Annotated in this window: 10 protein-coding genes; 2 read left to right on the forward strand and 8 right to left on the reverse strand. The window is 50.1% G+C overall.

Going from position 1 to position 13,253, the window contains the following annotated elements:
- From L0Y31_RS11325 to L0Y31_RS11340, 4 genes are all read right to left on the reverse strand, one after another.
- Window positions 1-1,194 (reverse strand): trans-sulfuration enzyme family protein, encoded by a 1,194-nt coding sequence (locus tag L0Y31_RS11325; RefSeq protein WP_234733175.1) that lies wholly within the window; start codon window positions 1,192-1,194, stop codon window positions 1-3.
- A gap of 38 nt (window positions 1,195-1,232) precedes the next feature.
- Window positions 1,233-2,285, reverse strand: a complete 1,053-nt coding sequence (locus L0Y31_RS11330; RefSeq protein ID WP_234733176.1) for a sulfite exporter TauE/SafE family protein — start codon at window positions 2,283-2,285, stop codon at window positions 1,233-1,235.
- Between the two features lie 215 nt (window positions 2,286-2,500).
- A complete protein-coding gene (locus tag L0Y31_RS11335) occupies window positions 2,501-3,676 on the reverse strand; it encodes a S8 family serine peptidase (protein WP_234733177.1) in 1,176 nt (391 codons plus the stop codon).
- A gap of 286 nt (window positions 3,677-3,962) precedes the next feature.
- Window positions 3,963-4,376 carry an SdpI family protein gene (locus L0Y31_RS11340; protein ID WP_234733178.1) on the reverse strand — a complete coding sequence of 138 codons (414 nt, stop codon included), beginning with the start codon at window positions 4,374-4,376 and terminating at the stop codon, window positions 3,963-3,965.
- A 201-nt stretch (window positions 4,377-4,577) separates the two neighbouring features.
- Here L0Y31_RS11340 and leuS point away from each other — a divergent pair, with 201 nt between their 5' ends.
- Entirely contained in the window at window positions 4,578-7,421 is a 2,844-nt protein-coding gene (gene leuS, locus L0Y31_RS11345) for a leucine--tRNA ligase (protein WP_234733179.1), read from the forward strand.
- A 36-nt stretch (window positions 7,422-7,457) separates the two neighbouring features.
- Here leuS and L0Y31_RS11350 read toward each other — a convergent pair whose 3' ends face one another.
- A complete protein-coding gene (locus L0Y31_RS11350) occupies window positions 7,458-8,117 on the reverse strand; it encodes a DUF1345 domain-containing protein (protein ID WP_234733180.1) in 660 nt (219 codons plus the stop codon).
- Window positions 8,118-8,141: 24 nt separating this feature from the next.
- Complete coding sequence (locus L0Y31_RS11355; protein WP_234733181.1) at window positions 8,142-9,530, reverse strand: DUF4932 domain-containing protein; 1,389 nt, start codon at window positions 9,528-9,530, stop codon at window positions 8,142-8,144.
- 98 nt (window positions 9,531-9,628) lie between these two features.
- Between L0Y31_RS11355 and L0Y31_RS11360 the strand changes: the two genes are divergently transcribed.
- Window positions 9,629-10,504: a glycerophosphodiester phosphodiesterase family protein gene (locus L0Y31_RS11360; protein WP_234733182.1), complete on the forward strand. Its 876-nt coding sequence runs from the start codon at window positions 9,629-9,631 to the stop codon at window positions 10,502-10,504.
- Window positions 10,505-10,550: 46 nt separating this feature from the next.
- Here L0Y31_RS11360 and L0Y31_RS11365 read toward each other — a convergent pair whose 3' ends face one another.
- Together L0Y31_RS11365 and L0Y31_RS11370 are read right to left on the reverse strand one after the other, a co-directional pair.
- The gene (locus L0Y31_RS11365) at window positions 10,551-11,621 is read right to left on the reverse strand and encodes a M42 family metallopeptidase (protein WP_234733183.1); all 1,071 of its coding nucleotides are present in this window, start codon (window positions 11,619-11,621) and stop codon (window positions 10,551-10,553) included.
- A 57-nt stretch (window positions 11,622-11,678) separates the two neighbouring features.
- Complete coding sequence (locus L0Y31_RS11370; RefSeq protein ID WP_234733184.1) at window positions 11,679-13,235, reverse strand: acyl-CoA carboxylase subunit beta; 1,557 nt, start codon at window positions 13,233-13,235, stop codon at window positions 11,679-11,681.
- Window positions 13,236-13,253: the final 18 nt, after the last annotated feature.

Consider the following 13,253-nt stretch of genomic DNA (forward strand, 5'->3'; position numbering starts at 1 on the left):
TTATGCGGTGATTGCTTTGGTTATTTCTGCGGATTTGGTAAGGGCTTGGGTGAAATCTTCCACTAAATCTTCGATAGCTTCCAAACCAACAGAAATCCGAATCAACCCTTCCGTAATGCCTAAAGCTGCTTTTTCGTCAGGCTTCAGCTTCGAGTGAGTCGTGGTAAACGGATTCGTTACAATGGTTCGGGAGTCGCCTAGATTAGACGAGAGCGAGGCAATTTCCAGGTTTTCAAACAGGGCTTTTACCCGCTCAAAACCGCCTTCCACTTCGATGGTGACAATCGCACCGCCCGCCGACATCTGCCGTTTGGCCAGTTCGTACTGCGGGTGCGAAGGCAAAAATGGGTATTTAACCGATTGAACGTCTGGGTGATTTTCCAGCGCCTGGGCCAATTGCAGGGCATTGGAGCAATGGCGCTCCATGCGAAGGTCCAGCGTTTCAAGGCTTTTGGATAACGTCCAGGCATTAAATGGCGACATGGACGGGCCGGTATGGCGCGCAAAGAAACGGATCGGCGCAATCAGCTCGGCAGAACCGACGACGATACCACCCAGGACGCGGCCCTGGCCATCCATGTATTTCGTTGCCGAATGGACCGACAAGTCTGCGCCCAGGTCAAGGGGCGTTTGGAGCAGCGGGGTGGCAAAGCAATTATCGACATTCAAAATAAAGCCGTGCTTTTTCTTCAAGCGGGCCAGCATTTCCAGATCGACCAGTTCGAGGCCGGGGTTAGATGGCGTTTCCAGATACACCATGCATGTGTTTTCTTGGATGGCGGCTTCCCATTCGGCTTCCGTGGCGTCGGCATCCACATAGGTGTGGGTGATGCCCCACTTCGACAAAATCTGTGAAATAATCTGGTGGGCTGAACCAAACAGTGCCCGACAAGCGACAATGTGGTCGCCCGATTTCAGCAAACCGGCCATGCTGGCAAATACGGCCGCCATGCCGGTGGCGGTGGCAATTCCCTCTTCCGCGTTTTCAAGCAAGCACACTTTGTCGACAAATTCCGTTACGTTCGGATTGGAAAAGCGGCTGTAAATATTTCCTTCTTCTGTCTCTTCAAATAAGGCTTTGCCTTGTTCCGCACTCTCGAACGTGAAACTAGACGTCAAAAATAGAGGCGTCGAATGTTCGCGATACTGTGTTTTCTTGGTTTGAGTGCGAATGGCTTTGGTTTGCTTCTTCATAGTATTCGCGCACGGCAGGTGCTATGCTGGATAATACGTTACAATACAACAGTTAAAATATTCCGTAAACTTACGATAATGACAATAATTCCGACCATAATCATCATGGCTTTGATGGGCAGTCGGTTCGAAAGGATGGCGGCAATAGGTGCAGCAATCATACCTCCCAAAATCAGGCCCAGAATTACCTGCCAGTGTGTCAGCCCGATCAGCGTAACGAAGGTCAGCGAACTGGATAACGAAATAAAAAACTCTGCCAGGTTTACCGAACCAATCGTGTAGCGTGGGTGCCGCCCCCGGGCAATCAGGGTTGAAGTCACAATAGGTCCCCAGCCGCCGCCGCCAATCGCGTCCATAGTTCCACCGAACCAGGCGAGTAACCCAATGCGGCGAATCGGTTTCTTCTGAATCTTCTTAGCCAGGGCTTTTTTCAAGATTAAAATACCAAGAATTGCCGTATAAACCGCAACGATTGGCTTGATGTATGCAGAATATTGCTCCAGCGAAACCAGGACGTAGGCACCCATACAGGCTCCAATAACACCTGGAATCAGTACTGCTTTAAAAAGTTTGCTGTTAACATTCCCGAAACGCAGGTGCATATACCCCGAAACCCCGCTGGTGAAAATCTCTGAACTGTGTACGCTGGCGCTCACGGCTGCGGGATTGACGCCGATGGTCAGTAAGATAGTCGAGGCTGTAACTCCGTAAGCCATGCCCAGCGCACCATCAATCATTTGGGCAACAAATCCGCCCAGCAAATATAAAAAGAACGTCTGGTCCAATTCCAGCGACGAAGCAAAGAGCGTAAGCCGATCGATGGTTAAGTAGCTGAAAACAAGATGGCCAACAACCATTAGCGCCAGCGAAGAAAAGACGTAGATGGCAATTTCGGTCCGGTTACGGCGGCGCAGTAAAGGATTGGGGAGTGTAGAAAAAGCAGTTATTTCTGCGTCCGGAAAAGTGGCCTGTAATAGCTTCGCCTGTTCGCTGGCACTCGTCCCTTTGAGCGTAACTTTCAAGCCGTTCAGGTTCAAATCGGTCGGAGAAGGTGCCTCTGCTGCCACGTCGTTAACCAGATTTTGGCTCATAGCGAATATAGTCTATCTACTAAATAGGAATTTTTTTATATGAAAAGCGGCACCCGCCTGGGTGCCGCTTTTCCTTTTGGCGATTGTACAAAGTTGCGCTTCAGCGTTTTAATAAGCAAGAAATTTGTGGATATGTTTCACCGGGTAAAAGATTTTTACCGGCATTGTTCAAAGAAATCTTTACTTATGGATAAAAATAAATGTGAGCGCAGTTCTCAATTAGTAAACGTTGCTTCGCCAGCCATGGGGTCGGGGGAGCCATCCGGATCGTTTTTAACGGGACCTCGGGTAGGGATAGCCGCCCCTCGGATATATAACAAACCAGCGACGTGCGGAGCCGCCATTGACGTGCCCGACAGCGTGGCATACTGCCCATTCTTGTAGGTCGATCGAATCCGAACGCCATACGCACAAATATCCACATCAGGACCGTAATTCGAAAACGAAGCAAACGTATCATTCTGATCCATAGCCGATACCGTAAATACGTTGGGATGATTGATGCTCGCCGGCGAATAGTCAGAAGCCGATTTGCTTTCATTGCCAGCCGCTATGGCGAACAGGATTCCTTTGTCGGCGGCAGCTTTGACAACACGCTCCAGAGAAGAAGAGTAGCCCTCGCCCCCAATGCTAATGTTTACCACATCGCCCGCTTTACCGTTTTGGTTTACATACGACACCGCCTGAATCATGGTGGATAACTTGCCTTCGCCTTCGTTATCCAGGATCTTCAACGCGACCAAGTTAGCCCCGGAAGCAACGCCCGTAATGCCAATGTTGTTGTTGAGCGCGCCAATAATCCCGGCAACGTGGGTGCCGTGGCCGTTTTCGTCTTCCACGGTTTTGCCCGTTACGTACGAGCGGCTTCGGTCCGTATCGATGTTCAGATCAGGGTGGTCTAGATCAACGCCGGTGTCCAAAACCCAGACCGTCTTGCCTTTCTGGATGTCGCCCCGACCGTAGCCCGTTGCTTTCACATTCCACGAAAGCGTAGTTGTTGCCTGAAGATCGACGCAACTACAAAGCGATATAATTCGGTCGGGCTCAACCAGTTCGACACTGGGGTCCTGGCGCAATTCAGCAGCCTGATCTTTATTAATATGGGCAACAAATGCGGTCTTTTCGGCAGAAAATAATATTTCTGGCTGGGCTGCCTCAATGGCGTGGCTCGTCAGAAAACGCTGCACGGCCGAACCTACCCGCGCATTCGGGTCCGTGGTGGCTGGCAGCGTTTCGGCAGGTTTGTAGGTAACGATATAAGAATCTTCGATGATCGCGCCGTTGCGGGACGAAGCTCTGACCAGACAGTCGGCGGGTTCAATGTCTTTGTCTGATTGGCAACCGATGGAGCCAGCTATCAACAGGGTTGTGAACGCAGAAAAAAAGCGCATACGGTAGTTTAACGTTATGTCAGAAAGCAGTAAGTGAACCGTAGCGGTTGGTCATAGAGTCCGTTTAATGGTAGCAGAACACAGATTAATAACGATTTTCGGATCAGAATAATTTCGGAATAATCTAAAGAAAAAGGCACGAACTCAGCCAGAAACAAGCAGGTCAGCGCTCAGTATAGATGACTGAGTTTTGTGTGGTTTTGTTGCAAAAACACGGTCTAGATTTTTTCGGAATATGAGCGAAAGAAGCGAATGAGTTTTTACTAGCTTCCTCAGATAGAAGGATTTAAATAGCTACGTGCGAATCGCTTTTGTTACTAAACTGTCTCTTCAGCTGATATTCCGTAATTGGTATTACAGAAATAGAAGCAACTGTCAAAAACGCACTGCATACATAGAAAGACTCTATTCCGCCAATTACAAAATAGGAGAGGACTTCAAAGAAAACAAATACAATAGCGAGTTTAAACTGCAATTCAGCGCTAAACCGGTTTGCCTCTTTCCAGGCGGCCTCGTTTTTCATAGAAGCCCTGGTTCTATACCCTACGAAAGCATTAATCTTTGCGGGTTGCTTTTTTTTGAAATATACAGCCATAGCTAAAATTGGCAAAGCAAGAAGAAGATGGCCGACCAGAATCATTAGCGTAATAAGGGATGTCTTGAATTTAGGTTGGTTTAAAATAAGTAATTCGCAGGACATATCCTTCAGTAACGTTACCGAACACATTTTCAGCCGTTCGAAAAAGAACAATCGTCTTAGTAAAGGGCAGGCTAATCCGTAATAATCTCCTATTTTTGCGTCGAAATTAGATTTTGTTGCTTCGGTGATTCAGTTCGTCAGCTCCTTGCTGTGAAGTTGGATTTGCTTCAGAAGCGCTTCGATAGATAAAGACGACGTATCATGTCCGGTTACAACCGCAAGTTCGAGTACGACCATAAGAAAATTGAAAAAGACTGGCAGCAGTTCTGGGAAACCAACAAAACGTATCAGGTTGAGAGACTATCCGATAAGCCGAAGTTCTACGTGTTGGATATGTTCCCGTACCCATCGGGAGCGGGCCTGCACGTTGGGCATCCGCTGGGGTACATTGCATCCGACATTTACAGCCGTTACAAGCGCCTGAAAGGATTCAACGTACTGCACCCGATGGGCTTCGATTCGTTCGGCTTACCGGCAGAGCAATATGCGATCCAGACGGGCCAGCACCCGGCCATTACGACGGAACAGAACATCACGCGCTACATCGAGCAATTGAAAAATATTGGCTTCAGTTATGACTGGAGCGGTCCATCGCAAGGTCGGGAAGTACGCACCTCCGATCCTAGCTACTACAAGTGGACGCAGTGGATTTTCATGGAGCTGTTCCGCAGCTGGTACAACAAAGAAACCGACCAGGCAGAACCGATTGAAACCCTGATCGAAAAATTCGAAGCGGCTGGAACTGAAGGAGTTCAGACGGTAGCAGATGAAGATGTATTGTCGTTTACCGCCGCCGAATGGAAGGCCAAATCGGAGCGGGAAAAGTATGAAATTACGCTGCAATACCGCCTGACTTACGTGGCCGATGCCGTTGTGAACTGGTGCGCCGCGCTGGGAACGGTACTGGCCAACGATGAGGTTAAAGACGGTGTTTCGGAGCGGGGCGGCTATCCGGTGGAGCAGAAAAAAATGCGCCAGTGGATGATGCGTATCACCGCCTATGCCGACCGTTTGCTGCGTGGGCTGGATACCATCGACTGGTCGGAATCCATCAAGGAGCAGCAGCGCAACTGGATTGGTAAATCGACCGGCGCGGAAGTAAGCTTTCAGATTGAACACCGCGTTGAACGCATCAAAGTGTTTACAACGCGACTGGATACCATTTTTGGCGTGTCGTTTATGGTACTGGCACCCGAGCACGAACTGGTGGCCGAACTGACCACGCTGGAGCAGAAAGCCGACGTTGACGCCTACGTAACGGCGGCCAAAATGCGTTCTGAGCGCGACCGGATGGCCGACGCGAAAACCGTTTCGGGCGTGTTTACGGGCAGCTACTGCATCAATCCGTTTAACGGAGAACGTGTCCCGATTTATCTGGCCGACTACGTGCTGGCAGGATACGGCACCGGCGCGGTGATGGCCGTTCCATCGGGTGACCAGCGCGACTGGGCGTTTGCTACCCACTTTAATTTGCCGATCATTCCTATTCTGGATGCACAGAAAGATATTGACAAACAGGCGGATAACACCAAAGAAGGACGCTATGTCAATTCTGGTTTTGTCAACGGACTGACCTACAAGGAAGCCTTGCCCGTGTTGGTGCAGTACCTGGAAGAACACGGTATCGGGAAAGCCAAGATCAACTTCCGGATGCGCGATGCGGTGTTCAGCCGCCAGCGGTACTGGGGTGAGCCGGTGCCGGTTTATTTCAAGGATAACTTACCGTATTTGCTGGACGAAAGCGAGTTGCCGCTGGAATTGCCTGCCGTAGACAAATATTTGCCGACTGAAACGGGTGAGCCACCCCTGGGTCGGGCGGAAGACTGGAAATACAAAGGAGAACACGAGTATGAACTGAGCACCATGCCAGGCTGGGCGGGATCGAGTTGGTACTGGTATCGCTACATGAGTCCGGCCAATAACGAAGCCTTTGCCGACAAAGCAGCCATCGATTACTGGCGTAGTGTAGACTTGTACGTAGGCGGTTCGGAGCACGCAACGGGACACCTGCTGTACAGCCGTTTCTGGAACAAATTCCTGAAAGACCGGGGCTACGTGCCGGAAGAAGAGCCGTTCAAGAAGCTGGTAAACCAGGGTATGATTTTGGGCCGGTCGAATTTTGTGTACCGTCTGAAAGAGTCTTTAGGCGAAGGAAAAACGCCGATTTTTGTCAGCAATGGCTTGAAAAGCCAGTACGAGACGACACCTTTGCACGTTGATGTTAACATTGTCGATAACGATGTGCTTGATGTTGAGACGTTCAAAAAGACGCGTCCCGACATTGCCGAAGGTGCTGAATTCATTCTGGAAGACGGCAAATACGTCTGCGGGACAGAAGTCGAAAAGATGTCCAAGTCGAAGTTCAACGTGGTGAACCCGGATGTGGTGGTGGAACGCTACGGCGCCGATACGCTGCGCTTGTACGAAATGTTCCTCGGGCCGCTAACCGACGCCAAGCCGTGGAATACCAACGGCATCGACGGCGTTTTCCGCTTCCTAAAAAAATTCTGGCGTTTGTTTGCTGATGAGCCGTCCGAAGCGCGGCCTGGGCAGTGGCTGGTTACCGACGAGGCTCCGACAGCCGCCGAACTGAAAGTGCTGCACAAAACGATCAAGAAAATTGCCGACGACATTGAGGCGCTTTCGTTTAATACATCCGTGAGTGCGTTTATGGTGTGCGTAAATGAGCTATCGACGCTGAAATGCCATAAACGAGCCATTTTGCAGGATCTGGTCATTCTGCTGGCTCCGTTCGCGCCGCACATCACCGAAGAGCTATGGGCTGCGCTCGGCAATGAGCCGGGTACGCTTTCTGAGGCAGCTTTCCCAACGTTTAACGCGGCGTATCTGGTCGAAGATTCAATCGACTACCCAGTACAGATTAACGGAAAAGTACGCGTTACGCTATCGATTCCAACCGACCGTACGCCAGCGGATATTGAAAAGGAAGTGCTCGCAAACGAGGTGGTGCAGAAATGGCTGGACGGCAAACCGCCGAAAAAGATCATCGTCGTACCAAAAAAGATTGTGAACGTCGTTCTTTAAGTCAACGAAAAGCCTCCCAACCGGGGGGCTTTTTTGTTAGGTCTGAAGCAAGCCCGAAAGTGTATTGATGCTCAGCGCAATGATAACCGCATTGAAAACAAAGGCTAAAATTCCGTGCAAAAGCGCCAGCCGCCGAATGGGCTTGGAACTAATCGCTACGTCGGAGACCTGACTGGTCATGCCAATAATAAAGGAAAAATAGGCAAAATCGAGGTAGTCGGGTTCTTCATCGCCGGGAAATTCCAGTCCTTTAGCCAATTGACCAGCTTCACGGTCGTAGTAAAGATGGGCGTACCGAATGGTGAAAATCGTATGCACCAGACTCCAGGACGAAATAATGGCGAGTATGCAAAGAAAACTGTGCCGGGATAGCTCACTCATATTCTGGCTTTTACTCAGCAGCCCAATGACCGCAAACAAACTGCTGAAGGCCGCCACTAGCACAAACAGGAAAATCAGGGTTCGGCTGGAGTCCTGCATCTGGTAGAACGAGCGAATGTGGAGCGGATGAGCCAGAAACAGAGCTGTCCAGGTTAAAAGCAGCGAGGTCAGCGAAAAGCCCAGCCAGGTGATCACCAGCCGCGTTGGCATAGCGAACGAATTCGGCAGAAAGCCAAAAACGCCCACCGCCACTGCCAGCGCGATAAAGAGCCGATGGTGTGAATCCAGCCGACTGATTGATTGAAGGAGTTTCATGCAAATGCGTTAGACAAATAAGGGCTATTGCAGGGATTCACTCCATTGCAGCATGGCCGGATACAAATCAGCCGCCGTTTGACCTTGTTTACGCTGGCTGTATAACTCCTGTAGCTTTTGATTAAATTCCCGGAATCGAATAAATTTCCGATGGTCCACCATGAGGTTTTCGCGGTCTTTATTTATCGTTTCGGAGACGTTTTTGGGGTAGTTTTCTCGGACATACAGGCAGTAAAGCGCGTGGGTCATGTATTCGTTGAAGACATCATACGCTCCGTTGTAATGGTCCGCCGGGCCACCTTTGGCCGCCCATTTGGCCCGGTCACCGAACACCCGATTGATGTCTTTCTGGTGTTTGTCCGACATCGGATTGACGTAATTATGGTCAATTTCGGTAAAAACCACGCCCGATAAGGACGCCTGCTGGGTCAATTCGTCAGCTTTATTTTTATCCATTACTTCAGAACCACATACAAACATGATGCACTCCTGATAATCGTCGGTTAAATAATAGCGTGTGCTATGGTTGTTTCCGGTCAGAGGCGAGTAAACCGTTTTGTAACAGTCGTACCGGTTAGGGTACTCTTTTTCAATCCATTGCCACATCTTTTCCATTGGCATAAGCTGCTTCGTCCGGGCGATGGATTGTTGGTAGTAAGCTTCGTTTTCGGCAAAAAAAGCGGGGAATTTACTGGTATTGGCAAAATCCTGCATCAAAGGAAGAAGCGGCGCGATGGCCCCCGAGGTTTTGTAAATCGTTCCGTCAACGATACGCCCCTGCTGTATATCGTACGCATTCGCATCCTGAACCAAATTGAAATAAAGGTCGGAGCTTTTCGCTAACATGGAATCCAGTTTTTTAATGAACGCGTGGTTTTGGTAAGGCGCGAAGCGAGTCATTACTTTCTGGTAGTACGGCCCACTTTTGTGAATCATGTCGCGGTCTTTCTGCCCGGTAGGCGTCAGGGCAATGCTCAAATGCATCAGTTCCTGGACGGGTGGAATGGCAACCAGTGCTTTCTTCCGATGGGCGGCCTTGTAAGCTTCTGAAAAAGTAGGTACCAGGTTGATATAATGCACCTGAACCGTGACCGTATCTTTCCCGTCGGTAATACGTACCCGCTCATACTCAGCCCCCCGGTAAGATACCTGTATTGAATCCGTCTGGACCTTGATCAAAATTGGATTTTTCCAGCCTGACAATTCACTGGATGTAGTCGCGTTCATTCTGACGTTGAGCCGTTTACCTTCTTCTTTGGCTAGATCGCTGAACTGCACCCGTTCGTCAAAACCGTAGAAAGTCGAGGATACCTGAACCTTTTTGTCAGTAGTTTTTAAGGTAGGAATAGCCTGAGCCAGTAAAACGCCCGACGATGAGGCGAAGAGAGACAATAAGGCAAAGGTTGCTTTCATTCGAGTCGTGAATTGAATTAAGTATTCTTAAATATACCAAAAGAACCCAATTGCAAACCCGCGTGCGATTTACCTTTGTGGGATTAATTAATCAGTTTATGAAAAAGTTTAGTATTGTTTGGGCCGTTATCATTCTTTTGGCGGGTTGCAGCCCCAAAACGGTGCGGACGGCCTACCGCGTCCCGAAAAATGGGCTATCGCAGTTCTTTCGGTATGAGCCGGGGAAAACGCCGATGATTAGCGCCCACCGGGGCGGAGGGGATATTAAAGGTTATCCCGAAAATTGCATCGAATCGTTTCAGTACCTGGCCGACCGGATGCCCACCATCATCGAGTGCGATATTTCGCTGACGAAAGACAGTGTGCTGATGATGATGCACGACAACAGCCTGGAGCGGACGACCACGGGCAAAGGGAAGCTAAATGAGGTGAGGTGGGAATACTGCAAAACGTTGAATCTGGAAGATAATCAGGGCAACTTAACCAAGTTCAAAATTCCAACGCTGGAAGAGGTATTGCGGTGGGGGAAAGGCAAAGTAGTGTTTACGCTGGACGTGAAACGCACGGTTCCTTTCGAAAAAGTGGTCGATATGATTCACAAAACGGGTGCCACCGATTACGCGGCGGTAATTACGTATAATGCTACCGATGCCGCGAAACTGCATCGCCTCGATCCGGCGTTGATGCTATCCGTAGGCATTATGAAACAAGCGGATTATGAGCGTCTGCGTGAATTAGGAATTCCTGATAATCGGATGATTGCCTTTGTTGGCACAAAAGAAGCGAACCCGGACCTGTATCGTTTTTTGCACGAAAAAGGCATTTCGTGCATTCTGGGAACACTCGGCAACCTGGACAAACAGGCCGCAGCCAAAGGCGACCAGCTATACCGGCAATACGCTAAAAACGGCGCGGATATTATGTCAACCGACCGACCATTGGAACTTTGGGAAGCCGTTAAAGAAACGAAGTAAACTTATCCAGACTGGCACTGCAACAGCGCCAGTCTGGATAAATCATTTATTTGATGTACCGGAAATCTTCGTTGCCTTTCAGCGTAAGCAATGTTTCGTACATGAGGTGAATCACCGATTGCACGTCATCGATATGAACCGTTTCCACAGTCGTATGCATGTACTTGAGCGGTAGCGAAATCAGGGCCGAAGCGATGCCTTCTGTTGCGTAGGCAAAGGCGTCCGTATCGGTTCCGGTCGAACGACTAACAGCTTGCCGCTGGAACGGAATGTCCTTTTGCTCCGCCACGTCAATGATGAAATCGAGCACATTGTTCTGCACCGCCGGACCGTAGCACAGCACGGGACCACCGCCCGCTTTTAGGTCGCCTTGTTCTTTTTTGTCGTATTTTGGGGATTGCGTATCGTGCGTAACGTCCGTACAAATCGCCAGATCTGGTTTCAGGCGGCGGGCAATCATCTCGGCACCCCGCAAACCAATTTCTTCCTGTACCGCATTGACGACGTATAGCGTAAACGGCAGTTCAACGTTATTTTCTTTCAGTTGCCGGGCTACTTCCGCAATCATAAAGCCTCCCATGCGGTTGTCGAGCGCCCGCCCCACGTAATAGCGGTTGTTCATCTCGAACAGACCATCGACAAACGTGCAGACAGTGCCCACGTGAATACCCATGTCGATAACTTCCTGCTTCGTATGAGCACCCACATCAATAAAGAGGTCGGTAACTTTGGGCGCCGTGTCCTTAGCCAAATCGCGGACGTGGATGGCTGGCCAGCCAAAAACACCCGTTACAACGCCTTTTTTGGTGTGTAGGTTAACGCGCATGGACGGAGCAATGACGGCATCCGAACCGCCGTTGCGGCGCACGAAAATGTAGCCATTATCGTCGATATAATTAACAAACCACGAAATTTCGTCGGAATGTGCTTCGATAACAACCTTGTAATCTTTGCCGGGATTGATGACGCCGACGGCGGTACCGTAGACATCGACAATGTGCTCATCGATATAAGGTTTCAGATAATCCAGCCAGATTTGCTGTCCCGACGACTCGAAGCCGGTGGGAGAGGCATTATTGAGGTATTTGTAGAGAAATGTTTTGCTTTGTTCGTTCATCGTACGCTAAAAAGAATTTAACAAGTAAAATTGAACTGTCTGTTAAGACTGGTTTTATCACAACGGAATGTTACCGTGCTTTTTCTTGGGTAAGGTGGCCACTTTGTTTTCCAGCATTTGAAAGGCCCGAATAAGCTTATGTCGGGTCTGTTCCGGGTAGATTACTTCGTCGATGTAACCCCGATGCGCCGCGCGGTAAGGATTGGCAAACTTCTCCGTATAGTCCAATACTTTCTCCTGAAGTTTGGTCTGCGGATCCTCAGCTTCGGCAATCTCGCGTTTAAAAATGATCTCGGCGGCTCCGCTGGCGCCCATCACCGCAATTTCGGCCGTTGGCCAGGCATAGTTCAAATCGGCACCGATGTGTTTGGAGTTCATCACGTCATAAGCGCCGCCGTAGGCCTTGCGGGTAATCACGGTCACACGCGGAACGGTTGCCTCGCAAAAAGCGTAAAGCAATTTGGCCCCGTTGGTAATGATGCCGTTCCATTCCTGGTCCGTGCCGGGCAGAAAACCGGGGACATCTTCCAGCACCAGCAGCGGAATGTTGAAGGAGTCGCAAAAGCGAACAAATCGGGCGGCTTTGGTACTGGCCTGAATATCGAGAACGCCCGCCAGAACGGCCGGTTGGTTCCCCACGATGCCAATGCTCCGACCCGCCAGACGCGCGAAGCCAACCACAATGTTTTCGGCAAAGGCTTTGTGAACCTCAAAAAAGCTGCCTTCATCAACCAATTCCTCAATCACCTCCCGCATGTCGTACGGCTGGTTCGGGTTTTCTGGAATGATGGTATTGAGGCCGGGGCGCGTTTCGTCCGTGGCTTCGTACGGCAGGCGGGGCGTATCGTCTTCGCAATTCTGCGGCACGTAACTCAGGAGCCGTTTGATGTATTGGATGCATTCTACCTCATTTGCGCAGGCAAAATGCGTCACGCCCGACTTGGTGCTATGCGTACTGGCACCGCCCAACTCTTCCGACGTAACGGTTTCGTGCGTGACTGTCTTGACCACATTCGGGCCTGTCACGAACATGTATGAAGTGTTTTCCACCATCAGAATAAAATCCGTGATGGCTGGGCTATAAACGGCACCGCCCGCGCAGGGACCCATCACCGCCGAAATTTGTGGAATCACACCCGAGGCCAGCGTATTGCGGTAAAAAATGTCGGCATAACCCGCCAGCGAAAGAACGCCTTCCTGAATCCGGGCCCCTCCCGAATCGTTCAGGCCAATGACCGGAGCGCCGTTTTTCATGGCCAGATCCATGATTTTGCAAATCTTTTCGGCGTGGGTTTCCGATAGAGCGCCGCCAAAGACAGTAAAATCCTGTGCGAAGACGTAGACCAGCCGACCATTCACCGTTCCGTAGCCCGTCACAACGCCGTCGCCCAGGTAATGTTCTTTGTCCAGCCCAAAATCCCGGGTTCGGTGCATGACAAACTTGCCGATTTCCTCAAACGAGCCTTCATCCACCAGCAAGGCAACGCGCTCCCGGGCGGTTAGCTTGCCTTTTTTATGTTGGGCATCAATGCGTTTTTGTCCACCGCCAATTTCAGCTTCAGCATTCTTACGGTCTAATTGTTCAGTTTTGGAAGGCTTCGTTTCAGGATTCATGCGGGGTTATGGGCGTAT

The sequence above is a fragment of the Tellurirhabdus bombi genome (genome assembly GCF_021484805.1).
In the GTDB taxonomy this organism is placed as follows: Bacteria; Bacteroidota; Bacteroidia; order Cytophagales; family Spirosomataceae; genus Tellurirhabdus; species Tellurirhabdus bombi.

Bases quoted from the DNA above. Each gene is read 5' to 3' on its own strand.
- L0Y31_RS11325 (WP_234733175.1), bottom strand. From the start codon at position 1,194: ATGAAGAAGCAAACCAAAGCCATTCGCACTCAAACCAAGAAAACACAG.
- L0Y31_RS11330 (WP_234733176.1), bottom strand. From the start codon at position 2,285: ATGAGCCAAAATCTGGTTAACGACGTGGCAGCAGAGGCACCTTCTCCG.
- L0Y31_RS11335 (WP_234733177.1), bottom strand. From the start codon at position 3,676: ATGCGCTTTTTTTCTGCGTTCACAACCCTGTTGATAGCTGGCTCCATC.
- L0Y31_RS11340 (WP_234733178.1), bottom strand. From the start codon at position 4,376: ATGTCCTGCGAATTACTTATTTTAAACCAACCTAAATTCAAGACATCC.
- leuS (WP_234733179.1), top strand. From the start codon at position 4,578: ATGTCCGGTTACAACCGCAAGTTCGAGTACGACCATAAGAAAATTGAA.
- L0Y31_RS11350 (WP_234733180.1), bottom strand. From the start codon at position 8,117: ATGAAACTCCTTCAATCAATCAGTCGGCTGGATTCACACCATCGGCTC.
- L0Y31_RS11355 (WP_234733181.1), bottom strand. From the start codon at position 9,530: ATGAAAGCAACCTTTGCCTTATTGTCTCTCTTCGCCTCATCGTCGGGC.
- L0Y31_RS11360 (WP_234733182.1), top strand. From the start codon at position 9,629: ATGAAAAAGTTTAGTATTGTTTGGGCCGTTATCATTCTTTTGGCGGGT.
- L0Y31_RS11365 (WP_234733183.1), bottom strand. From the start codon at position 11,621: ATGAACGAACAAAGCAAAACATTTCTCTACAAATACCTCAATAATGCC.
- L0Y31_RS11370 (WP_234733184.1), bottom strand. From the start codon at position 13,235: ATGAATCCTGAAACGAAGCCTTCCAAAACTGAACAATTAGACCGTAAG.